Below are 21,301 nucleotides of genomic sequence, written 5' to 3'. Positions count from 1 at the left end.
GATCATCCATGACCGACCAGCTTCCGCCCGTGCGGCGCCTCGTCAGCGGCGACAATGCTGCCGGCCGCTCGTCGATCGTCGATGACGGGCCGGCCCTCGAGTCGTCGCGGACGGTGCCGGGCCGCCCCGGCTATCGCGTCACCAACCTCTGGACGACGCTCGGCACCCCGGCGCCGATCGGCCAGCCCGACCGCGCGGCGGAGCACCAGGGCATTGCGCCGCCGCCGAACGGCACCGTGATCCGGGTGATCGACATCCCGCCGGAATCGTCCGACCCGGAGGAGCGCAAGCGGCAGGTGTCGGCGTCCTTCAGCCACATGTTCACGGATGCCGACCATCGCCCGGACCAGCGTCATCCCGGCATGCACAGGACGGACAGCGTCGACTACGCGATCGTCCTGATGGGCGAGCTGGTCGCCATCATGGACGACGACGAGACGGTGATGCGCGCCGGCGACATCCTGATCCAGCGCGGGACGAACCACGCCTGGGCGAACCGGTCCGGCAAGATGTGCCGCATCGCGTTCGTCCTTATCGACGGCAAGCGCTGACGAACGCTCATGCTCTACCCCGCCGTCCGCGTCTGGCCGGCGATCCATTGCCAGCCGTCCGGGCCAGCGACGAAGACGCAGAGCGATTGGTAGGTCGCCGCGATCGTCGCGCCGTCGACGATGAAGCTGTCGTGGGCGATGAAGGTCGCCTCGGCGACGCCGGGGAATTCCTGCACCGAGAGGTTGCTGAAGCGTTGCGCGGCGAAGGCGATCCTGCCCGACGTGCAATAGGTCTCGATGTAGCCGGCCTTGTCGAAGCTCCGGCCGGCCGCGTTCACGTAGACGAAATCCGGATGGATGAGGCCGTCCAGCCGGTCGGCGGCGCGGCGAACGATGGCGTCCGCCTTGGCGAGCAGGATGTCGTATATCCGCTCGGCGGTGCTCATCGCACGGTCACGGCGTGATTGAGCGGACCGTGGCCCCGCCCGTAGCCGGGCGCGGTCGCAATCGCGTCGCGCACATAAGTGCGCGCGCGGGCGACGGCGTCCGCGAGACTCATCTTCTGGGCGAGGCCAGCGGCAATCGCGGATGCAAGAGTGCAGCCGGTGCCATGCGTGCTGCGGCTGGCGATGCGGGCATCCTCGAAGCGATCAATCCTGCCCTTCTGGACCAGCAGGTCGACGACACGGTCGCCCTCGAGATGGCCGCCCTTCATCAGCACCGCCTGCGCGCCGAGCGACAGCAGCGTCTCGCCGGCCCGCTTCATGTCGGCCTCGGTGTGCACCGGGAAGCCGGCCAGCACCTCGGCCTCGGGCAGGTTGGGCGTCAGCAGCGCGGCCAGCGGCAGCAGCCGGTCGCGCAGGGCCGTCTCGGCCTCGCTCAGCAGCAGCCGGTGACCGCCCTTGGCCACCATCACCGGATCGACGACCAGAGGCACGCCGGGCGCGTACCTGCGGAACGACGCCACGACCGTGTCGATCACCTCGGCGCTGTGCAGCATGCCGGTCTTCAGCGCGTCGGCACCGATGTCGGTCAGCACGACCTCGATCTGCTGTGCGATGAAGGCCGGGTCGACCGGCACGACGCCGTGGACGCCGAGCGTGTTCTGCGCCGTCAGGGCGGTGATGGCGGTGGCGGCGAACCCGCCCATCGCAGTCACCGCCTTGATGTCGGCCTGGATTCCCGCGCCGCCGCCGGAATCGGATCCGGCGACGATCAGGACGCGGCCCCTCATGCCGCCTGCCGCGGGATCGCCTCGATGATGCGGTCGACGACGCTGCGCACCAGCTCCGAATCGTCGCCCTCGGCCATCACCCGGATCAGCGGCTCGGTGCCCGACTTGCGCACCAGGATGCGCCCGCCCTGGCCGAGGTCCTTCTCCGCCGCCGCGATCGCCGCCGCGACCGGGGCGGCGTTCAGGGCGGCCGCGGCGTCGCTCACACGCACGTTCTTCAGCAGCTGCGGCACGGGCTGGAAGGCGCGGAAGGTCTCGCTCGCCGGCTTGCCGCTCCTGATCAGCGCGGCGAGCGCCTGCAGCGCCGCCATCAGCCCGTCGCCGGTGGTGGCGTGGTCGGTCATGATGATGTGGCCCGACTGCTCGCCGCCCAGGTTGAAGCCGTCGGAGCGCATGCGCTCGAGCACGTAGCGGTCGCCGACCTGGGTGCGCACCAGCGAAAGGCCGCGCGCGCCGACATAGCGCTCCAGCCCGAGATTGGACATCACGGTCGCGACCAGGCCGTTGCCGGTCAGCCTTCCGTCCCTCTGCCACAGGTCGGCGATGGTGGCCATCAGCTGATCGCCGTCGACCAGGCTGCCCTTCTCGCAGACCAGCACGACGCGGTCGGCATCGCCGTCGAGCGCGATGCCGATGTCGGCACGGTAGGTCCCGACGCTCTCCTGCAGCAGCGACGGATGCGTCGAGCCGCACTTGTCGTTGACGTTGAAGCCGTCCGGCTTGACGGCGATCGGGATGACCTCGGCGCCCAGCTCCCACAGCACGGTCGGCGCGACCTTGTAGGCCGCGCCGTTGGCGCAATCGATCACGATCCTGAGGCCGGAAAGATCGAGCCCGCGGGCAGCGGAGCCCTTGACCGCCTCGATGTAGCGGCCGCCGGCATCGTCGAGGCGCGTGGCGCGGCCGATCGCCGGCGGCGCCGCGAGCCTGATGGAGTCATACGAGGCGACCAGCGCCTCGATCTCCATCTCGACCGCGTCGGACAGCTTGAAGCCGTCCGGCCCGAACAGCTTGATGCCGTTGTCCTCGTAGGAATTGTGCGACGCCGAGATCATCACGCCGACGTCGGCGCGCATCGAGCGCGTCAGGAAGCCGACCCCGGGCGTGGGCAGCGGCCCGAGCAGCAGGACGTCCATGCCGACCGACAGGAAGCCGGCCGTCAGCGCCTGCTCGATCATGTAGCCGCTGAGCCGCGTGTCCTTGCCGACCACGACGCGATGGCGATGGCCGCCGCGGTTGAAGATCTGGCCCGTCGCCATGCCGATGCGCATGGCGATCTCGGCGGTCATCGGGCGGGAATTGGCACGGCCGCGCACGCCGTCGGTGCCGAAGAGAGAGCGTGTCATTGGCGGGATGCTATCGCATCGCCGCCCACACCGCGAGGGCCTGGCGGGTTCCGGCGACGTCGTGCACCCGCAGGAGGGAGGCACCCTGCCGCGCCGCCTCGACCGCCAGCCAGACCGACGCCGGATCGCGCCGGCGCGGCTCGGCGATCCCCGTCAGCCGGCCGATGAAGCCTTTGCGCGACGATCCGACCAGCACCGGGTAGCCCGCCGCCGCCAGGCGTCCCGAGCCCTCGATCAGGGCAAGGTTCTCCTCGACGCTCTTGCCGAAGCCGATGCCGGGGTCGAACGCGATGCGATCGTGCGCGACGCCGGCCGCTTCTGCGGCCTCAGCCCGTGCCATCAGGAAGTCGCGCACGTCCTCGACGACGTCGCGATAGGCCGGGCCTTCGTACTTGTCCTCGGACCGGCCTCGGCGGTGCATCAGCACGACGGGCGCACCGCGCTGCACGACCAACGGGAGGAGCGCCGGATCGTCGCGCAGCGCCGCCACGTCGTTGACGATGCGCGCGCCGGCATCGAGGCAGGCCCGCGCGACCTCGGCGCGGCGCGTGTCGATCGAGACCGCGATGCCCCTCCGTGCCAGGCCCTCGACGACGGGCAGGACCCGCTGCAGCTCCTCCTCGACCGAAACCGGCCGCGAGCCCGGCCGCGTCGACTCGCCGCCGACATCGACGAGGTCGGCACCCTCCGAAACGAAACGCAGACCATCGGAGAGGGCCTGCGCTGGGTCGAGGCGTTCGCCGCCATCGGAAAAGGAATCGGGCGTCACGTTCACGATCGCCATCACCCGAGGGCGATCGAGGAGGATGCCGCCGAAGCTCGGAACGGTCATACGCCGGGAGCGCGGCACTCCGTGGCCCTCATGATCGTGAAATGAGCGCCACGGGGAACTCGAGAACTAATTCGAGTAGCTGGGAGCGCGGCTCTCCAGAGCCGCTCATGTGATGCCGAAAGTCGAAGAAAGAGCGGCTCTGGAGAGCCGCGCTCCCAGCAGCATGACGGGATACTCGTTTCCCTTGCCACGAGCTTACAAACTCGGAGTGGCGCGGTCCCGGCGAAGAGGCTCATGCTCTTCCGAACCGGAGCCGGGAATCAAACGCCCGGCTGCGGCTCTGGGTTGGCGCCGGGCGAGGGGCCCGGGTTCTGGCCACTGTTCTGGCCACTGCTGGTCGGCACCGAGGCGCGGCGCCGGCGATCACCGCCGGAGCCTGCCCCGCCGGTGTCGTCGCGCACGACCTTCTCGCCGCGCAGCACCTGGCCGATCTCGTCGCTGCTCAGCGACTCGTACTCGAGCAGCGACTTGGCGATGATGTGCAGCTCCTCGATACGGTCGGTCAGGATCTGCTTGGCCTTGGCTTCGGCCTCCTCGATCAGGCGGCGGACTTCCTGGTCGATGATCTGCGCGGTCGCCTCGGATACGTTCTGGGTCTGGGTAACGGCATGGCCGAGGAACACTTCCTGCTCGTTGGCCTGGTAGCGCACACGGCCAAGCTTGTCGGACATGCCGTAGGCGGTGATCATGCCGCGCGCCATCTGGGTCGCGACCTGGATGTCGCTGGCGGCACCCGTGGTCACGTTCTCCGGTCCGAAGATGATCTCCTCGGCGGTCCGGCCGCCGAACAGGATCGCCAGCCGCGATTCGAGGAACTGCTTGGTGTGGCTGAGGTGATCGCGCTCGGGAAGCTGCATGGTGACGCCCAGCGCCCGGCCGCGCGGGATGATCGTCACCTTGTGGATCGGGTCGGACTTGGGAACATGCATCGCCACCAACGCGTGACCCGCCTCGTGGTACGCCGTCAGCGTCTTCTCCTCGTCGGTCATCGCCATCGAGCGGCGCTCGGTGCCCATCAGCACCTTGTCCTTGGCATATTCGAAGTCGCCCATGGTGACGAGGCGCTTGCCGACGCGCGCGGCGCGCAGTGCGGCCTCGTTCACCAGGTTGGCGAGATCGGCGCCGGAGAAGCCCGGGGTGCCGCGCGCCAGGACATGCGGATTGACGTCCGGCGCCAGCGGGACCTTGCGCATGTGGACCTTGAGGATCTTCTCGCGGCCGCCGATGTCGGGGTTCGGCACCACGACCTGGCGGTCGAAGCGGCCGGGACGCAGCAGCGCGGGATCGAGCACGTCGGGACGGTTGGTGGCGGCGATCAGGATCACGCCTTCGTTGGACTCGAAGCCGTCCATCTCGACCAGCAGCTGGTTCAGCGTCTGCTCGCGCTCGTCGTTGCCGCCGCCCAGGCCCGCGCCGCGATGGCGACCGACGGCGTCGATTTCGTCAATGAACACGATGCAGGGCGCGTTCTTCTTGGCCTGCTCGAACATGTCGCGCACGCGGCTCGCGCCGACGCCAACGAACATCTCGACGAAGTCGGAGCCCGAGATGGTGAAGAACGGCACGTTGGCCTCGCCCGCGATGGCGCGCGCCAGCAGCGTCTTGCCGGTGCCCGGCGGGCCGACCAGCAGGCAGCCCTTGGGGATCTTGCCGCCCAACCGCTGGAACTTCTGCGGGTCCTTCAGGAAGTCGACGATCTCCTCGAGCTCGGCCTTGGCCTCGTCGATGCCGGCGACGTCCTCGAAAGTGACCCTGCCGTGCTTCTCGGTCAGCAGCCGGGCTTTCGATTTGCCGAAGCCCATGGCGCGGCCCGTGCCGCTCTGCATCTGGCGCAGGAAGAAAATATAGACACCGACAAGAACGAGGACCGGCAGCCAGCTCACGAAGATCGAGCCGATGTTGACGCCCTCCTCCGCCGGCCCGGCATCGACCCGGTCGACGTTCTTGATCAGCATCGGCATCAGCGTCTCGTCGGGCGGCGTGCTCGGCACGTAGGTCGCGAACTTTTGCACGCCATTGCGCGGCTCGCGGAAGGTGCCGCTGATGGTATTGCCCGAGATCCGGACGTCCTGGACCTGGCGCTGCTCGACCGCGCGGACGAAATCCGAATAGGAGATCGTGTTGCCGGCGGTGCGGGTCGTACCGCCCTGGAAGACGCTGTAGAGCAGCGCCAGCAGCAACACGATGACGATCCACAAAGCGGCGTTGCGATTGAACGGGTTCACGAGGGCATGTCCAATTTGAAGGGTTTCAAACTAAATGGGGGGCGCCGGAAGCGCCGCAAGCGAAAAATACAGCCGGAACGAGCGGCTGGCTCGGTTTCCTCCCACTCTTCCTGCCACTTTCGGGCCGGACAATCCAGCGCAGCCGCTGGCTGCCGGGCACCTGACGCAGCATCAGCCGGCAGCCCGATAATGTGAAATCCTGGCTTTTTCCCGACTTGCCACGCATCGCCCCCCGCGAAAGCCGTGCCACCGCGCGCTCCAGCCGGTCGCGCCGCGGCGGATAATCGCCGCCACCGACGGATTGGACGACGCGGCTCAGCAAGCGGACTGCAATTTCCCGGTCCAGTCGCGAGACGCGCAGGTGATCGAGGGCGACCGCACCGTCCGGCTCGACATCGAGAACCTCCAGCATCGTCTCGGCCAAGACGCGGTCGCGCGCCGCCCGGGCCGCCGGTTGCGTGACCGCCCCTGCAAGGGCGCTGCCGTCCTGCCGCACGCGCACGCGCTCGAAGCGCCGGTCGTCGTTCGACGGATCGTCGACCCAGCCGACTGCGCGCGCCTCGAGCGTCGCCGTGAGCCGGTCGCGCGATACGCCGAGCAGCGGGCGCAGCAGGCGGACGTCGCGATGCTCGACGGCCGCCGCCATGCCGGCCAGCCCGTCGGGCCCACTCCGCCGCGCCGCGCGCATTGCGATGGTTTCCGCCTGGTCGCCGGCATGATGCGCCACCAGCAGGTGCAGGATGCCGTGACGGCGGCAGGCCTCGAACAGCAGCCGATAGCGGGCGTCGCGCGCGGCCTCCTGCAGGCCGCTGGCGGGCTTCGTCCCGGCCCACTGCAGGATCTCGCCGGCAATGCCGCGGCGGTCCAGCCGCCCGAGGGTCGCCCGGGCCTCGGCTCCCGACTCTGGCCGGAGCCCATGGTCGACGATCAGCGCCAGCACCCGCCCCTGCCGCGCCACCGCCCAGTCGTGCGCCAGCAGCGCGAGTGCCAGCGAATCCCGCCCGCCCGACACGGCGACCGCCAGGACGGGCCGCGCCTCGAATGGCCCCAATGGCGCCATCAGAGCGGCAAACTCGGCCCCCTCGATGGACATGGCTGGGAGCGCGGCTCTCCAGAGCCGCTCTTCCTTGGGCTGGCCAGATCCCATGAGCGGCTCTGGAGAGCCGCGCTCCCAGCCGAACCGGCTCACCCGCAGCCGTTCTTCTGGCGCTCCTGGTCGATGCGCCGCTTCTGCATGTCGGTGGCGCGCGGGTAGTCTTCCTTGAAGCGCGCGAACACCGCGCAGGCTTCCGATTTCTTGTTGAGCGCCGCCAGCGTGACGCCGAGCTTCAGGAGATTGTCCGGCCCCTTGGGGCTGGTCTTGTAGGCCTTGTAGCCCTCGGCGAAGGCGACCATCGCATGCTGGTAGTCGCGGCGGGCATAATAGGTCTCGCCCAGCCAGTATTGCGCATTGCCGGCCAGCACGTGCTGCGGATTGCGCTGGACGAAGGTCTTGAAGCCCTGCTCCGCGCCGGCATAGTCACCGTCCTGCAGGTGCTTGAAGGCGTCGTGATACAGCGCTTCGCCCTGGGGGCCGCCGCCCGGCGGCGGAGCGTTGGCGGCAAGGTTCCCGCCTCCCGCAGGCGCCGGCGCGGATACCGGCGGCGAAGCCGCCGGCCGCGGACCGGCCTTGCCGCCCTTCTCCAGCGAGTCGAGGCGATACTCGTAGTCCGCCTGCATCTTCTCCATCTGCTGCTGGAGCTGCTGGTTGCGATACTGAAGCTGCTCGAGCTGGCCGGTCAGGTTGGTGAGGGTCTGCTGGATCTGGTTCAGCCGGTCCTCGACATAGACGGCGTCGCCGCGCTGGGCCCACGCTGCCGATGGCAGGGCGAGCACGAGCAGAACGACCAGTCTCGAGCGGAGCGTCTTCATGGCAAGCATGGCAAGCATTGTCTCACTGCGATCCGGGCCATTTTCAGGCAGGAGCTTCCCGCCAACAAACGAAAACGCCGGTCATCGCGACCGGCGTGTCCGTTCCGTCCGGGGAAAATCCTACTCGAGGGCCGTGATGGCGACACGGTTGCGGGCCCACGCGCCTTCGTCTGAACCAACCGCTTCGGGCCGCTCCTTGCCGTAGCTGATGGTCTTGATGCGCGACGCCGGAATGCCCTGTGCGACCAGGTACTGGCGCGCGGCATTGGCGCGGCGCTCGCCGAGGGCGAGGTTATATTCTCGCGTGCCGCGCTCATCGCACTTGCCTTCGATGGTGACCGGGTAATTCGTGTACCGCTTCAGCCACTCCGCCTGCTTGGCAAGCGTATCGCGGCCATCCGCCCGGATGCTCGACATGTCGGTGTCGAAATAGACACGGTCGCCCACGTTCTGGCGGAAATCACCGATCGACCCGGGGGCAACCGACGTGCTGGCGGACGGCGGCTCCGAACCGCTGGTGTTGGTGTTGCTGCTGCACGCCGCGATGAACATCAGGGCCGCGATGGCGGCAATCGCTTTGATCGTCTGCATGTCGTCTCTACGCGTCCTTCTCACGACGCGCTCCTCTCGGTTTTCCGGTCTTTCGGCAAACTCCCAGACGCACACGACCCGAGCCATAGTGCGCTCGGGTCGTGTGCGCGGATCATATCCTTCGCTACTGCGGAATCAAGGGTGACCAGGCCGGATCCGACGCATCCGTGGGCGTCGGAACCCGACGCTCGAAGCGCCCGGTCACGTCGATCGCGCTGAGGCCCACGCTTCCCCCGCGTTCCTGGCGGAAGAACATCAGCACCCGGCCGTTGGGCGCCCAGGTCGGACCTTCGACCAGATAGCCGTTGGCCAGCAGCCGCTCGCCGCTGCCGTCCGGCCGCATGATTCCGATGCCGAAACCGCTGCCTCCGATCTTGGTGAAGGCGATGTAATCGCCGCGCGGCGACCATACCGGTGTGGCATAGCGGCCCTCGCCGAAGCTGATGCGCCGTTCGCCGCCGCCGCCCGCCGGCATGACGTAGAGCTGCTGGCTGCCGCCGCGGTCGGAGTTGAAGACGATCTGCGTGCCGTCACTGGAATAACACGGCGAGGTGTCGATCGCCGACGAGTTGGTGAGGCGCCGCTGGCTGCGGCCGCGCACGTCCATCTCGAAGAGGTTGGTGCGACCATCCTGTGACAGGCTCATGGCGATGCGCGAACCGTCGGGCGAGAAGCGCGGCGCGAAGCTCATGCCCGGGAAGTTGCCCATCAGCTCGCGGCGGCCGGAATCGACGCTTTGCAGGTAGACGCGCGGCGGCCCCTTGTTCTCGCCGAACGCCATGTAGACGATCTCCTGCAGGGTCGGCGAGAAGCGCGGCGTGATGGCGATGGTGGCGCCGTCGGTGATGTAGCGGTTGTTGGAACCGTCCTGGTCCATGATCGCAATGCGCTTGACCCGGTTGTTGAGGGGCCCGGTCTCCGAGACATAGGCAACGCGGGTATCGAAGTAGCCTTCCTCGCCGGTCACGCGCTTGTAGATCGCGTCCGAGATGATGTGCGACAGGCGCCGCCAGTTGGCGGCCTGGCTGGTGAAGCTGAGGCCGGTTGCCTGCGCGCTCGCGATCACGTCCCACAGGCGGAAATCGACCTTGAGGCTGCCGCCGGAACTGGAGACCGAGCCGACCACCAGGCCGGCCGCGCCGACCTGGCGCCAGTCGGGAAAGCGGGGCTGTGAGCTGGCACCGAGATTCTTCTCGATGAAGGAGCCCGGCGGGATCGAGCGGAACAGGCCCGAGTTCTGCAGATTGTTGCGGATCACCGTGGCCATCTGCGCGCCCATCGCATCGCCCTGGAAATCGACGATCGCGATCGGCACCGGCTCGAAGCTGGGCTTGGTCATGTCGATCGTGAGCTGCGCCCGCGCCGCCGGCACTCCCAGCAGGGCGGACGCCGCCCCGAACAACACTGTCCGGCGTTGAGGGATCATCATGTCGAACCTCTTCATTAGTAGTCGCGGGGATCGAAATTAAAGGTGATGCTGCGCCAGGAATTGTATTTATCCGGTGACAACGGCCAGGGCTGGCAGCGTGGATTGAGGATGGCGCGCCGCGCCGCGTCAGCCGCCGAGCGATAGACCGGATCGCTGTTGTAGCGTCCGCCGTCCTTGAATACCGCGTCGACTGGCGTGCCGTTCTGGTTCATCTGCACGACCAGTGTCACGATCGGCGCCTCCTTGGCACCGCCGAGGGTGTTCCAGCATGGGCGGATCTTCTGGCGCACGCCCTCGACCTCGCTCGCCGTCACGACGGCGGCGAACTCCGGCGCCATCGGCGCCTGGCGCGTGATCTCCTTCGGCCGCTGCGGCGACTGCTGCGGCGTCTTGATCGGCGGGTTCCGGTCGTTGTTCTTCAGGATGTCGTCGACCAGGCTGTCGACCGGGTCCTTCTTCGGCACGGGCTTGGGCGGCGGAGGCCGGGGCGGCTCGGGCTTCCTCACCTCCTTCGGCGGTTCCGGCTTGGCCGGCTCCGGCTTCTTCACCTCGGGCTTGGGCGGCTCCGGCTTGGGAGGTTCGGGCTTCTTCTCCTCCTTCGGCGGCTCCGGCTCCTTCGGCTTCATCGCGATCACGTCTTCCACTGGCTTGGGTGGATCGGGCTTCGGCTTCTCCACGGGCACCGGCGGCGTCGGCTTCGCCTCGGCGACCTGTGGCTTGGGCGGCTCTGGCGGCGGCGGTGGAGGCGGCGGCGGCGACGGCTCGGCCGTCTTGGGCGGCGGCGCCTTGCTCGTCTCCTCCGCGATCTTGGCCTTCTCCGGCTGCTGCTCCTGGACACCGACCTTGGGAGCGGCGGCCTTGGCGGCGATCGCCACGAAGTCGACCATCACCGGCTCGGGCTCCATCGGCGGCGAGCTGAAAAAATTGAAGTTCACGATCGCCGCCACCACGGCAACGAGATGCACGCCCGCCGACAACACGGCCGGCGTGCGCATCTCGATGCTGGATGGATGGCGGCCGGCCACGGCTCACCGACGCGGCGCTGGAGCCGGTGCCGCCGGCCTTGCCGAGCCCGTCGGCGCCCCTCCGCTCGCCGGCGCCGCTCCGCCCCCCTGCTCGCCGAGCAGGCCGAGCTGGCGGAAGCCGGAGTCGATCACCACGCCCATGACTTCCATCATGCGGCCGTAGTTGATCGCCTTGTCGCCGCGGATGAAGACGCGCTGATCGGGCTTCTCCTCGTGCACCGCCTTGAGCTTGGTGATGAGCTCGGCGAGCTCGTACTTCGTCTCGCCCAGGAACACCTCGTCCTTGGAATTGACCGACACGACCAGCGGCTCGTCCTTGCCGCCGACCTGCTGCGCGCTGGTCTTGGGCAGGTCGACCGGCACGCCCACCTGCAAGAGCGGCGCGGTGACCATGAAGATGATCAGCAGCACCAGCATGACGTCGACCAGCGGCGTGACGTTGATCTCGGCGATCGGCGTGAAGCGCCGCCGCCGGAAGCGCCCGGTCGTGCCGCCGCCGGCCGGAACGATGCCGGCCATCAGCCCTGCTCCTCGAGCTGGCGCGACAGGATGGTGATGAACTCACCGGCGAAGGCTTCGAGCTGCAGCGCGTAGCGCTGCACGTGGCCGGACAGGATATTGTACGCACCGGCTGCGGGGATCGCGGCAACGAGACCGATCGCGGTCGCGAACAGCGCCTCGGAGATGCCGGGCGCCACGACCGCCAGCGACGTGTTCTTCGACTGCGCGATATGGCCGAAGGCGTTCATGATGCCCCACACCGTGCCGAACAGCCCGACGAAGGTGGCGTTGGCGCCGACCGTCGCGAGGAAGCTGAGCCGCTTCTCGATCGCCTCCATCTCGCGCTGGATGGTGACGCCCATGACCTGCTCGATGCGCTGGCGCAGGGCGGCGCGCGCCGTGGCGGTGGTCGCCAGTCCCTTGGACACCGAGCGCCGCCATTCGCGCATCGCGGCGGAGAAGATGCTCGACATCGGATCGTCGGGCTTGGAGCCGACACGGTCATAGAGATCCTCGAGCGAAACGCCCGACCAGAAGGTATCCTCGAACGCCTGCGCGCTCTTCTTGAGCGCGCGCAGCCGGAGCATCTTCTCGAAGATGATCGCCCACGACCAGAACGACGCCAGGAGCAGCGCGATCATCACCGCCTTGACGACCCAGTCGGCCTGCATGAAGAGGCCGTAGACCGACATGTCGATCGGAGGAGTGCTGCCGCCAAGGGGGGTGCTGGCGACCTGCGCAAACGCGTCCATTTTTTTAGTACTCCGTCGTTCTAGAGCTTCATATCCGAATATGGCGTGAGCGGGGCGACTCCACAGGCACTGCAACCGCGTCCAACGCCGCCCGGGCATCGGCTGGTATCCGCATTGGCCGACCTGCGTCGTTCATGCAAGCGACGAGAAGCTCGGCATGGAGCAAAACTTCGCCGTCCCTGCGCGCTTCCTGCAGCATCTCGAGCGAGGCGCCGCGCATTTCCCCGCATCGGGTGACGACGTCGATCGTCTCGTCGAGCCGTGCAGGTTTCAGATAATCTACGGTGCAGCGGCGCACGACCCAGCAGATGCCGCGCTCGGCACGCAAGGCGGCATGCTCCAGCCCGAGCAGGCGGAGCAACTCGGTCCGGCCGCGCTCCAGGAACCGCAGCCAGTTCGCGTAGTAGACGATGCCCTGCGCGTCCGTGTCCTCGTAATAGATCCGCAACGGCAGGATGTGCCGGCCGCCTTCGATCCGGCCCGAGGTCGGTCCTTCGTGCGCCGCGCTCACGCCTCTTCGTCCTGCCCGCCATCGCCCGGCATGCCCGTGAGCAGGTCGAGCTGCTGCTTCTGCTCCTTCGGCACGGTCTTGCCGATGTGGCGATAGCCGGCTTCCGACAGGAGCCGCCCGCGCGGCGTGCGCATCAGCAGGCCGAGCTGCATCAGGTACGGCTCGATCACGTCCTCGATCACGTCGCGCTGCTCGGACAGGGCCGCCGCCAGAGTCTCGACGCCGACCGGACCGCCGCCGTAGTTCTCGGCGATGCAGGCGAGGTAGCGACGGTCCATTGCGTCGAGCCCGCGGCCGTCGACCTCGAGCCGGGTCAGAGCGAAGTCGGCCGCCTTGGCGTCGACGATCCTGGTGCCGCCGACATCCGTGAAGTCGCGCACCCGGCGCAGCAGGCGGTTGGCGACGCGCGGCGTGCCGCGCGAGCGCTTGGCGATCTCCGCGCCGCCGTCGGGCGCCATCTGCATCTTGAGCACGCGCGCGGCGCGATGGACGATCGTCTCGAGCTCGGCCGGCTCGTAGAATACCATGCGCAGCGGGATGCCGAAGCGTTCGCGCAGCGGCCGCGTCATCAGCCCCGAGCGAGTCGTCGCGCCGACCAGGGTGAAGGGCGGCAGCTCGATGCGCACCGAGCGCGCTGCCGGCCCCTCGCCGATCATCAGGTCGAGCTGGAAGTCCTCCATCGCCGGATAGAGAATCTCCTCGATCGCCGGATTGAGGCGATGGATCTCGTCGATGAAGAGCACATCGTGCGCCTGCAGGTTGGTGAGCTGTGCGGCGAGATCGCCTGCCTTCTGGATCACCGGACCGGACGTTGAACGAAAGCCGACGCCCATCTCGCGCGCCACGATCTGCGCGAGGGTCGTCTTGCCGAGGCCGGGCGGGCCGTGGAACAGCACATGGTCGAGCGCCTCGCCGCGCCCCTTGGCGGCCGCGATGAAGATCTTGAGGTTCTCGCGCACCTGCTTCTGGCCGATGAAGTCGTCGAGCGTCTGCGGGCGCAGCGCGAGCTCGGCCGCATCCTCCTCGGCGCGTTTGCCAGTCACCAGCCGATCGGGAGGCGGGTTGGGTGCCTGCGCGTTCATCGCGCCAGCTCCTGCAGCCCGCCACGGATCACGGCATCGAGCGGTGCATCAGGCCCGAGACGCTGCGTCACGCGCGCGACGGCACCGAACGCCTCGACCCGTCGATAGCCGAGATTGACCAGCGCCGAGACGGCATCTTCGTTGACCGACGCGCCCACCACCGGCGCCGCCGTGTCGGTCGTGCGCGCCGACGCTGGCACGACGCCGAACGCGGCAGCCTTGTCCTTGAGCTCGGTGGCAAGCCGCGCGGCGAGCTTCGGTCCGACGCCGGCGGGCCGGCTGAGGCTCGCCCTGTCGCCGGCGGCGATGGCCCGCGCGATCTCGTCGGGCGACAGGGTCGACAGGATCGACAGCGCGACCCGCGCACCGACGCCCTGCACCGTCGTCAGGATGCGGAACCAGTCGCGCTCCGCCGTCGCGAGGAAGCCGAAGAGTGCGATCGCGTCCTCGCGCACGATGGTCTCGACCAGCAGGGTCGCGGCACCACCGACGGCGAGGTCGCGCAACGTGCGTGACGAGGCCGAGACCAGATAGCCGACGCCGTTCACGTCGATGACGGCGCCGCCCTCGTCGATCGACTCGACGACGCCCTTCAGCCTGGCGATCAAAGCGCTGCCTCTATGCGCCTGGCGGTGGCGCGATGGTGAGCATGGCAGATCGCGACCGCGAGCGCGTCGGCGGCATCCGCAGTCGCCTCCACGCCGGGCAGCAGGCGGCCGACCATCATCGCGACCTGGCGCTTCTCGGCATGGCCCGCGCCGACGACCGACTTCTTCACCAGGTTGGCGGAATATTCGAACACCGGCAGGCCCGCCCGCGCCGGTGCCAGCATCACCACGCCGCGCGCCTGGCCGAGCTTCAGGGTCGAGCCGGGATTGACGTTCACGAAGGTCTCCTCGACCGCCGCCTCGGCCGGCTGCTGCTCGGCGACCACCGCGGCGATCGCCTCGAACAGCGCACAGAGGCGTTCGGCCAGCGACTGGTCGGCCGGCACCTTCACCGCGCCGTGCGCGACATGGCGCAGCCGGTTGCCGTCGACGTCGATCACGCCCCAGCCGGTCAGCCGCAGACCGGGATCGAGGCCGATCAGTCTCATGGCCGGGAGCGCGGCTCTCCAGAGCCGCTCATGGAGTGTTGCAACCAGCGTCTATGAGCGGCTCTGGAGAGCCGCGCTCCCAGCAGTCTGAAAGAGTCACAAGCTCTCAGAGCTTTTGAATTTATTGGCCGACGGTGAAATGACCGGTCTGGCAACCCTCCCGCCTCATCCTGAGGAGCGTAGCGCAGCGGAGCGTCTCGAAGGATGGCGACTCGAAGGACGTGGCAACGGTGCTGGAAACACGGGAGTTCAGCAAGGTCGTGCGCGTTGCCACCCTTCGAGACGCTCCGCTGCGCTGCGCTCCTCAGAGTTTGTGAATTTTTCGTCGGTCTTGTCCTCGGCGGCTGATTGAAGAAACAAAGATCCCTCGCTGCGCTCGGGATGACAGCATTGTTGTCATCCCGAGCGCAGCGAGGGATCTTTCGTTTCGTCGACTCCACGACTGAAGAAGCTGGATTGAAAAATTCACAGGCTCTCAGGGTGAGGTAAGGGGGTGGCGAGATCGTCATTGAGTCGCGCCGTCGATTTTTTCACAGGCTCTCAGGATGAGGTGCACAGCTACGCCGCGAACTTCGCCAGGGCGTCGTCCGACAATTCGAAATTGGCGTAGACGTTCTGGACGTCGTCGTTGTCGTCGAGCGCGCCGATCATGTCGAGCAGGGTCTGCGCGGCGTCGCCCTCGATCGGCGTGGTGTTCTTGGGCCGCCACATCAGCTTGGCCGACGTGGGCTCGCCGAGCGACTTCTCGAGCGCCTCGCGAACGGCGCTGAAATTCTCCTGCGCACAATAGATCTCGTGCGCGCCTTCCTCGCCCTCACCGCTGACCACGTCGTCGGCGCCGGCGTCGATCGCCTTCTCCATCACCTCGTCGGCCGTGCCGGCCTTGAGCGGAAAGCGGAACTCGCCCAGGCGGTCGAACATGAACGACACGCTGTTGGTCTCGCCGAGATTGCCGCCGTGCTTGGAGAAGATCGAGCGCACTTCGCCGGCGGTGCGGTTGCGGTTGTTGGTCAGCGCCTCGACGATCACGGCAACACCGCCCGGGCCGTAGCCCTCGTAACGCACCTCGTCGTAATTGGCGTCGGCATCGCTGCCCGAGCCGCGCTGGATCGCGCGATTGATCGTGTCGCGCGTCATGTTGGCTTCGCGCGCCGCGATCGTCGCCGCCCGCAGGCGCGGATTGGCGGCCGGATCGGCCGCCCCCAAACGCGCCGCCGTGGTGATTTCACGGATCAGCTTGGTAAATATCTTCGCCTTGACCGCGTCCTGGCGGCCCTTGCGATGCATGATGTTCTTGAATTGGGAATGGCCAGCCATCGCCCTGACAACCAGATTGAGTGAGATGTGAGGCCGGCTATACCACTTCTCGTGGGCTTTGGGACTGTTAGAGACCGCTTGGACGGGGCCCGGAACAAAAAAAGGCGGGGGCCGAAGCCCCCGCAAAAAACGTCGGAACCTTGATTCCGACGCCCCCTCTAACCTGAAGACAGTTTCGCCGGAGCGGCGAAAAATCCTTTAACATCAAAAGGATGCCGCTTTTCCCCCAGGCCGTCAATCGCCGTCTTTTGCCACCGGTAATAGGTGCTGACGGGCCCTGGTAACTACCAGATGCTGAAATTCAGCCGGCCGGCGGCAGCCGTCCGCCGATCCGGATCGGTCGCACTGCCTTCGCAAGGCCACTTTTGTCGTCGGTTTCGACAAGGGCCGCGCACATTGTCCCCTCGCCCTCGGCCGGGGCGAGCCGGTCGCCCGGCACTTTCTTGATGAAGCGCAGCACGGCGCCCTCCTTCTTCATGCCGATGACCGAATCGTAATCGCCGCACATGCCGACGTCGGTCTGGTAGGCCGTCCCGCCGGGCAGCACCCAGGAATCCGCCGTCGGGATGTGGCTGTGGGTGCCGAGCACGGCGGAGACGCGGCCGTCGAGATGGTGGCCCATCGACTGCTTCTCGCTGGTCGCCTCACCGTGCACGTCGATCAGGATGAAATGCGCCGAGCGGCCCAGCGTGTACTTGGCAATCTCCGCATCGACGGTGCGGAACGGGTCGTCGAGCGGGTCCATGAACAGCCGGCACATCACGTTCACGACCACGACCTTCTGGCCGCGCGCCGTCTCGTACTGGCTGGCGCCCCAGCCCGGCGTGCCGGGCGGAAAGTTGATCGGCCGCAGCAGTCGCTTGTCCTGGGCGATGTACGGGATGATGTCGCGCTGATCCCAGACGTGGTTGCCGGTGGTGATGCAGTCGACGCCGGCGCCGTGCAGCTCGGCGCAGATCTTGGCGGTGATGCCGAAGCCCGCAGCGGCGTTCTCGCCGTTCACCACCACGAAATCGAGGCCGAGCTCCTGGCGCAGGCGCGGGATATTCCTGGTTACCGATTCACGGCCGGACCGGCCAACGATGTCGCCACAAAACAAAACCTTCATGATTCAGACAAAGGCGCAAGCCCGCTTGTCGGTCAACAACCAATCGAGCCGCTGATCGTCCGGACCGTGTGGCACATGGGGTATCAGCTGGGCGTCGAAGCCCACCCCGACCGCCGTGATCGTCTTCTTCGCGCGCAAGCCTTCGAGCGTACGGTCATAGAAGCCGCCGCCATAACCGAGCCGCCAGCCCTCCTCGTCGCAGGCAAGCAGCGGCACGATCAACGCATCGGGCTCCACGACGTCGCACCGGGGCGACGGATGAAGTGTGCCGAACACGCCCGCCTCCAGGGGATCGTCCGGCCGCCAGGCACGAAAGACCAACGGCTGCTTCTTGCCGACCACGACGGGCAGCGCGAGCTGGCAGCCCTGCACGAACAGCTCGGTCATGAGCGGGCGGATGTCGAGCTCCTCGGCCATCGGCCAGAAACCCGACACGATGGCCGGCGTCCTCACCGGCCGCTCCAGCCGCCACATCCCGAGCAAGCCGGCAGCCGCCTCCCGCCGTTCCTCCTCGCCGAGGCCGCCGCGCCACGCGAGCATGGAACGACGCAGACTGCGCTTGTCGTCGATCAGGGTCATGGCATTCTTCCGTCGTCCCGAGCGAAGCCGAGGGACCTGTTCATATCAGCAGAAGCAAATGAAGAGGTCTCTCCACTCCGCTTCGCTAAAGCGCGGAGATTACTCCGCGCGAGTCGAGACGCGGAAAGGAGGGAAAAGTGGGGCGGCTCCACGATGGGCCGTGGCACGTGAAACCTCCAAGGCCTGCGTAAGCAGGTGGGCACCGTGTAGCCAAGACCACAGTCAAGGCCAGGAACAGTTCCCAGGAGATCTTATTGGCCCCGGGGTTTTAAGCGAACCACGCACCGCGCAGAATTCCGCCCCGTCGGTAATGTAGGCTTCCCGGGCCTCGACCGCCAGTGAGCCGACGCCCGGATCGTGGATTTCATGATCGGATCGCCGGGAGCGCGGCTCTCCAGAGCCGCTCTTCCTTCGGTTTGCCAGCCCTTGACCGGCTCTGGAGAGCCGCGCTCCCAGCGAAGGGCTAGGCGGCGCCGCTGACCTTTTTCGCGAGCTTGTCGACGCGCGAGGTGATGAGCTCCTCGAAAGCGGTCGCCAAGGTCTCGGCGCTGTCGGCCGCGGACGCGCGCGCCGTCTCCGCCTGCTTGGCGATGCCGCGCGCCTCGCGGCTCTCCTCGGCGAGCAACAGGGCGGCGAACACCAGCAGCTTCACCTCGGGCGTGCCCGGCATCAGCTGCCGGCGCAGCTCGCTCACCTTCTCGTCGACGTAGGCGGCGAGCTCGTGGACGCGCTTCTCCTCGCCTTCACCACAGGCGAGCTCATAGGTGCGGTTGGCGATGTTGATCGACACCTGCGGCATGACCGCTACTCCTGTTTATTGCGCCGTTATTCGGCGTTTGAGGGGGACGTGAACTCTACTGCTGATCCGCCGCGAGAAGCGAGCGGATATATTCCATCGCGCGCTCGAGACGCTCTTCGACCTCCATCGAGACTCTCTTCAACTCCGCGTACTGTTCCTCGAGCCGAATCATACGCCGGGCAAGCTCGTCGGCGCGCTCCCGCTCATCGCGCAGGCGTTCGTCGACCAGCGACTCGAGTCGGGAGAGAGCGGTGTCTACCCGACGCAGTTGGCCGCCGGGCTGCGTTTGGTCCATGCGGCAGGATAAGGGCGGCCGCGGCCGGCGGTCAATATTTTGTCCCTGTGGACCAGTTGTCCCCGCAACATCTTGCATTTCCACCGGATTTCACCCCGATTTTTTGCGCGTTGACGCCATGGGGGGTCGCCGTCATGTTGCCGGCCATCCCCAAAACCCCATGGCATAAGCCTCAAATGACAGATCAAGCCGCTGCCCCTCGCGACCTCGCGAACGCCATCCGGGCCCTGGCCATGGACGCCGTGCAACAGGCCGACTCCGGCCATCCCGGCCTGCCGATGGGCATGGCCGACGTGGCCACGGTCCTGTTCACCAAGTTCCTGAAGTACGATCCGACCCAGCCGCACTGGCCCGACCGCGACCGCTTCATCCTGTCGGCCGGCCACGGCTCGATGCTGCTCTATTCGCTGCTCTATCTCACCGGCTATCCGGACATGACGCTGGAGGACCTGAAGAACTTCCGCCAGCTCGGCTCCAAGACCGCGGGCCATCCCGAATACGGCCATGCCTCGGGCATCGAGACCACCACCGGGCCGCTCGGCCAGGGCCTCGGCAACTCGGTCGGCTTCGCGCTCGCCGAACGGCTGCTCGCGACGCGCTTCGGCACCGACATCGTCGACCACTTCACCTACGTGATCGCGGGCGACGGCTGCCTGATGGAAGGCGTCGGCCAGGAAGCCATCACCCTGGCCGGCCATCTCGGGCTCGGCCGCCTGATCGTGCTGTTCGACAACAACAGCATCTCGATCGACGGACCGACCTCGCTCGCGACCTCCGAGGATCACCTCAAGCGCTTCACCGCCGCCGGCTGGCATGTCCAGGCCGTCGACGGCTTCGATCAGGAGGCCGTGGCGCGGGCCATCCGCAAGGCACAGAAGGTCACCGACAAGCCGTCGATGATTGCCTGCAAGACCATCATCGGCTACGGCGCGCCGACCAAGGCGGGCACCGCGGGGGCGCACGGCTCGCCGCTCGGCAAGGACGAGATCGCGGGCGCCCGGCAGAACCTCGGCTGGCCCTACCCGCCGTTCGACATTCCCGAGCCGATCTTCACCGCCTGGCGCAAGGCGGGCGCCAGAGGCAAGTCGGCATGGCGCAAGTGGGCCCAGCGGCATGCCGGAATGGCCGAGGCCGATCGCGCCGAGTTCGATCGTCGCCAGAACGGCGACATCCCGGCGTCCGTCGACGAGGTGATCAAGGCCTTCAAGGCGAAGATGGCGGCCGACAAGCCGTCGTGGGCCACGCGCAAGTCGAGCCAGGAAGTGCTCGAGGTAATCAATCCGGCGCTGCCCGACACGGTCGGCGGCTCGGCCGACCTCACCGGTTCGAACAACACCAAGACCAAGACGATCAATACCCAGAGCGCCAGCGATCCGTCCGGCCGCTATGTCCATTACGGCATCCGCGAGCACGCCATGGCGGCGGCGATGAACGGCCTCGCCCTGCATGGCGGCGTGATCCCGTACGGCGGCACGTTCCTGACCTTCACCGACTACTGCCGCGGCTCCATGCGCCTCTCCGCGCTGATGGGCATCCGCGTCATCTACGTCATGACGCACGATTCGATCGGCCTGGGCGAGGACGGCCCGACCCATCAGCCGGTCGAGCACCTCGCCGCGCTACGCGCCATCCCCAACATGCACGTGCTGCGGCCGGCCGATGCGATCGAGACGGCAGAATGCTGGCAACTCGCGCTCGAGACGCGGACCGGCCCGACGGTTCTGGCACTCACCCGCCAGAATCTGCCGACAATCCGCGGTGCCGGCGATGACAATCTGTGCGCCCGCGGCGCCTATATCCTGGCCGGCGCGGCGGCGGACCCGATCCGCCTGATCGCCTCGGGTTCGGAAGTGGAGCTGGCGCTCGGCGCGCGCGAGCTCCTGGCCAAGGACGGTCTTGCCGCGGCGGTCGTCTCGATGCCGTCGTGGGAGCTGTTCGCCAAGCAAAGCGAAACCTGGCGCAACGAGGTCATGGGCGGCGATAGCACAGTTCGTGTAGCGTGCGAGGCGGCGACGGGATTCGGCTGGGAGCGCTGGCTCGGCGCCAAGGGCGCTTTCGTGGGCATGACGGGCTTTGGCGCTTCGGGCAAGGCCTCGGATCTCTACAAGCATTTCGGCATCACCGCCGAGGCGATCGCGGAAGCGGCGCGTCGGCTGACGGCGTAACGGAGGAGAACA

Annotated in this window: 23 protein-coding genes and 1 other RNA gene; 2 read left to right on the top strand and 22 right to left on the bottom strand. The window is 67.6% G+C overall.

The features are described from left to right. The first annotated feature begins 8 nt into the window (after window positions 1-8). Window positions 9-551 carry a cupin domain-containing protein gene (locus tag ACQY8M_RS20205; RefSeq protein WP_428658736.1) on the top strand — a complete coding sequence of 181 codons (543 nt, stop codon included), beginning with the start codon at window positions 9-11 and terminating at the stop codon, window positions 549-551. Window positions 552-565: 14 nt separating this feature from the next. Here the strand turns inward: ACQY8M_RS20205 and ACQY8M_RS20200 are convergent, their stop codons facing one another. From ACQY8M_RS20200 to ACQY8M_RS20095, 22 genes are all read right to left on the bottom strand, one after another. Then, window positions 566-937, bottom strand: coding sequence for a nuclear transport factor 2 family protein (locus ACQY8M_RS20200; RefSeq protein ID WP_428658733.1), 372 nt, complete (start codon window positions 935-937; stop codon window positions 566-568). After that, complete coding sequence (thiD, locus tag ACQY8M_RS20195; RefSeq protein WP_428658730.1) at window positions 934-1,725, bottom strand: bifunctional hydroxymethylpyrimidine kinase/phosphomethylpyrimidine kinase; 792 nt, start codon at window positions 1,723-1,725, stop codon at window positions 934-936. The genes ACQY8M_RS20200 and thiD overlap by 4 nt, the downstream gene beginning before the upstream one ends. Next, complete coding sequence (gene glmM / locus ACQY8M_RS20190) at window positions 1,722-3,071, bottom strand: phosphoglucosamine mutase (protein WP_428658727.1); 1,350 nt, start codon at window positions 3,069-3,071, stop codon at window positions 1,722-1,724. The genes thiD and glmM overlap by 4 nt, the downstream gene beginning before the upstream one ends. 10 nt (window positions 3,072-3,081) lie before the next feature. Further along, window positions 3,082-3,903: a dihydropteroate synthase gene (gene folP / locus ACQY8M_RS20185; RefSeq protein ID WP_428658724.1), complete on the bottom strand. Its 822-nt coding sequence runs from the start codon at window positions 3,901-3,903 to the stop codon at window positions 3,082-3,084. 260 nt (window positions 3,904-4,163) lie between these two features. Further along, window positions 4,164-6,128: an ATP-dependent zinc metalloprotease FtsH gene (gene ftsH / locus ACQY8M_RS20180; protein WP_428658721.1), complete on the bottom strand. Its 1,965-nt coding sequence runs from the start codon at window positions 6,126-6,128 to the stop codon at window positions 4,164-4,166. Between the two features lie 25 nt (window positions 6,129-6,153). Then, a complete protein-coding gene (tilS, locus tag ACQY8M_RS20175; RefSeq protein WP_428658718.1) occupies window positions 6,154-7,221 on the bottom strand; it encodes a tRNA lysidine(34) synthetase TilS in 1,068 nt (355 codons plus the stop codon). Between the two features lie 92 nt (window positions 7,222-7,313). After that, entirely contained in the window at window positions 7,314-8,039 is a 726-nt protein-coding gene (ybgF, locus tag ACQY8M_RS20170) for a tol-pal system protein YbgF (protein WP_428658715.1), read from the bottom strand. 120 nt (window positions 8,040-8,159) lie between these two features. Further along, a complete protein-coding gene (gene pal / locus ACQY8M_RS20165; RefSeq protein ID WP_428658712.1) occupies window positions 8,160-8,630 on the bottom strand; it encodes a peptidoglycan-associated lipoprotein Pal in 471 nt (156 codons plus the stop codon). Window positions 8,631-8,754: 124 nt separating this feature from the next. Then, window positions 8,755-10,059, bottom strand: coding sequence for a Tol-Pal system beta propeller repeat protein TolB (tolB, locus tag ACQY8M_RS20160; protein ID WP_428658709.1), 1,305 nt, complete (start codon window positions 10,057-10,059; stop codon window positions 8,755-8,757). Between the two features lie 14 nt (window positions 10,060-10,073). Beyond that, on the bottom strand, window positions 10,074-11,084 hold the full coding sequence (locus ACQY8M_RS20155) for a hypothetical protein (protein ID WP_428658706.1): 1,011 nt from the start codon (window positions 11,082-11,084) through the stop codon (window positions 10,074-10,076). Window positions 11,085-11,087: 3 nt separating this feature from the next. After that, window positions 11,088-11,603: a protein TolR gene (tolR, locus tag ACQY8M_RS20150; RefSeq protein ID WP_428658703.1), complete on the bottom strand. Its 516-nt coding sequence runs from the start codon at window positions 11,601-11,603 to the stop codon at window positions 11,088-11,090. Next, window positions 11,603-12,337 carry a protein TolQ gene (gene tolQ / locus ACQY8M_RS20145; RefSeq protein ID WP_428658700.1) on the bottom strand — a complete coding sequence of 245 codons (735 nt, stop codon included), beginning with the start codon at window positions 12,335-12,337 and terminating at the stop codon, window positions 11,603-11,605. The genes tolR and tolQ overlap by 1 nt, the downstream gene beginning before the upstream one ends. A 28-nt stretch (window positions 12,338-12,365) precedes the next feature. After that, a complete protein-coding gene (gene ybgC / locus ACQY8M_RS20140; protein ID WP_428658697.1) occupies window positions 12,366-12,848 on the bottom strand; it encodes a tol-pal system-associated acyl-CoA thioesterase in 483 nt (160 codons plus the stop codon). Beyond that, window positions 12,845-13,930, bottom strand: coding sequence for a Holliday junction branch migration DNA helicase RuvB (gene ruvB, locus ACQY8M_RS20135; protein ID WP_428658694.1), 1,086 nt, complete (start codon window positions 13,928-13,930; stop codon window positions 12,845-12,847). The genes ybgC and ruvB overlap by 4 nt, the downstream gene beginning before the upstream one ends. After that, window positions 13,927-14,538, bottom strand: coding sequence for a Holliday junction branch migration protein RuvA (ruvA, locus tag ACQY8M_RS20130; RefSeq protein ID WP_428658691.1), 612 nt, complete (start codon window positions 14,536-14,538; stop codon window positions 13,927-13,929). Before ruvA ends, ruvB begins: the two co-directional genes overlap by 4 nt. Beyond that, window positions 14,535-15,026, bottom strand: coding sequence for a crossover junction endodeoxyribonuclease RuvC (gene ruvC / locus ACQY8M_RS20125; protein ID WP_428658688.1), 492 nt, complete (start codon window positions 15,024-15,026; stop codon window positions 14,535-14,537). Before ruvC ends, ruvA begins: the two co-directional genes overlap by 4 nt. 558 nt (window positions 15,027-15,584) lie before the next feature. Continuing rightward, on the bottom strand, window positions 15,585-16,343 hold the full coding sequence (locus ACQY8M_RS20120; protein ID WP_428658685.1) for a YebC/PmpR family DNA-binding transcriptional regulator: 759 nt from the start codon (window positions 16,341-16,343) through the stop codon (window positions 15,585-15,587). A 301-nt stretch (window positions 16,344-16,644) separates the two neighbouring features. Next, a complete protein-coding gene (locus tag ACQY8M_RS20115) occupies window positions 16,645-17,451 on the bottom strand; it encodes a TIGR00282 family metallophosphoesterase (RefSeq protein WP_428658682.1) in 807 nt (268 codons plus the stop codon). A 3-nt stretch (window positions 17,452-17,454) separates the two neighbouring features. Next, on the bottom strand, window positions 17,455-18,030 hold the full coding sequence (locus ACQY8M_RS20110) for a 5-formyltetrahydrofolate cyclo-ligase (protein WP_428658679.1): 576 nt from the start codon (window positions 18,028-18,030) through the stop codon (window positions 17,455-17,457). A gap of 141 nt (window positions 18,031-18,171) precedes the next feature. Continuing rightward, a non-coding RNA gene (gene ssrS, locus ACQY8M_RS20105) (6S RNA) lies at window positions 18,172-18,328 on the bottom strand. 165 nt (window positions 18,329-18,493) lie between these two features. Beyond that, window positions 18,494-18,829, bottom strand: a complete 336-nt coding sequence (locus tag ACQY8M_RS20100; protein ID WP_428658676.1) for a cell division protein ZapA — start codon at window positions 18,827-18,829, stop codon at window positions 18,494-18,496. A gap of 55 nt (window positions 18,830-18,884) precedes the next feature. Further along, window positions 18,885-19,124 carry a hypothetical protein gene (locus ACQY8M_RS20095; RefSeq protein WP_428658673.1) on the bottom strand — a complete coding sequence of 80 codons (240 nt, stop codon included), beginning with the start codon at window positions 19,122-19,124 and terminating at the stop codon, window positions 18,885-18,887. Between the two features lie 176 nt (window positions 19,125-19,300). Here ACQY8M_RS20095 and tkt point away from each other — a divergent pair, with 176 nt between their 5' ends. Continuing rightward, on the top strand, window positions 19,301-21,289 hold the full coding sequence (tkt, locus tag ACQY8M_RS20090; protein ID WP_428658670.1) for a transketolase: 1,989 nt from the start codon (window positions 19,301-19,303) through the stop codon (window positions 21,287-21,289). The last annotated feature ends 12 nt before the right edge of the window (window positions 21,290-21,301 follow it).

It is taken from the genome of Reyranella sp., from assembly GCF_965279465.1.
Classification (GTDB): domain Bacteria; phylum Pseudomonadota; class Alphaproteobacteria; order Reyranellales; family Reyranellaceae; genus Reyranella.
This window is presented reverse-complemented; position numbering and strand designations above follow the sequence as displayed.

What these genes read in the sequence shown, in the direction of transcription:
- ACQY8M_RS20205 (WP_428658736.1), top strand. Translation starts at nt 9, where the DNA reads ATGACCGACCAGCTTCCGCCCGTGCGGCGCCTCGTCAGCGGCGACAAT.
- ACQY8M_RS20200 (WP_428658733.1), bottom strand. Translation starts at nt 937, where the DNA reads ATGAGCACCGCCGAGCGGATATACGACATCCTGCTCGCCAAGGCGGAC.
- thiD (WP_428658730.1), bottom strand. Translation starts at nt 1,725, where the DNA reads ATGAGGGGCCGCGTCCTGATCGTCGCCGGATCCGATTCCGGCGGCGGC.
- glmM (WP_428658727.1), bottom strand. Translation starts at nt 3,071, where the DNA reads ATGACACGCTCTCTCTTCGGCACCGACGGCGTGCGCGGCCGTGCCAAT.
- folP (WP_428658724.1), bottom strand. Translation starts at nt 3,903, where the DNA reads ATGACCGTTCCGAGCTTCGGCGGCATCCTCCTCGATCGCCCTCGGGTG.
- tilS (WP_428658718.1), bottom strand. Translation starts at nt 7,221, where the DNA reads ATGTCCATCGAGGGGGCCGAGTTTGCCGCTCTGATGGCGCCATTGGGG.
- ybgF (WP_428658715.1), bottom strand. Translation starts at nt 8,039, where the DNA reads ATGAAGACGCTCCGCTCGAGACTGGTCGTTCTGCTCGTGCTCGCCCTG.
- pal (WP_428658712.1), bottom strand. Translation starts at nt 8,630, where the DNA reads ATGCAGACGATCAAAGCGATTGCCGCCATCGCGGCCCTGATGTTCATC.
- tolB (WP_428658709.1), bottom strand. Translation starts at nt 10,059, where the DNA reads ATGATGATCCCTCAACGCCGGACAGTGTTGTTCGGGGCGGCGTCCGCC.
- tolR (WP_428658703.1), bottom strand. Translation starts at nt 11,603, where the DNA reads ATGGCCGGCATCGTTCCGGCCGGCGGCGGCACGACCGGGCGCTTCCGG.
- tolQ (WP_428658700.1), bottom strand. Translation starts at nt 12,337, where the DNA reads ATGGACGCGTTTGCGCAGGTCGCCAGCACCCCCCTTGGCGGCAGCACT.
- ruvB (WP_428658694.1), bottom strand. Translation starts at nt 13,930, where the DNA reads ATGAACGCGCAGGCACCCAACCCGCCTCCCGATCGGCTGGTGACTGGC.
- ruvC (WP_428658688.1), bottom strand. Translation starts at nt 15,026, where the DNA reads ATGAGACTGATCGGCCTCGATCCCGGTCTGCGGCTGACCGGCTGGGGC.
- ACQY8M_RS20120 (WP_428658685.1), bottom strand. Translation starts at nt 16,343, where the DNA reads ATGGCTGGCCATTCCCAATTCAAGAACATCATGCATCGCAAGGGCCGC.
- ACQY8M_RS20115 (WP_428658682.1), bottom strand. Translation starts at nt 17,451, where the DNA reads ATGAAGGTTTTGTTTTGTGGCGACATCGTTGGCCGGTCCGGCCGTGAA.
- ACQY8M_RS20110 (WP_428658679.1), bottom strand. Translation starts at nt 18,030, where the DNA reads ATGACCCTGATCGACGACAAGCGCAGTCTGCGTCGTTCCATGCTCGCG.
- ACQY8M_RS20100 (WP_428658676.1), bottom strand. Translation starts at nt 18,829, where the DNA reads ATGCCGCAGGTGTCGATCAACATCGCCAACCGCACCTATGAGCTCGCC.
- ACQY8M_RS20095 (WP_428658673.1), bottom strand. Translation starts at nt 19,124, where the DNA reads ATGGACCAAACGCAGCCCGGCGGCCAACTGCGTCGGGTAGACACCGCT.
- tkt (WP_428658670.1), top strand. Translation starts at nt 19,301, where the DNA reads ATGACAGATCAAGCCGCTGCCCCTCGCGACCTCGCGAACGCCATCCGG.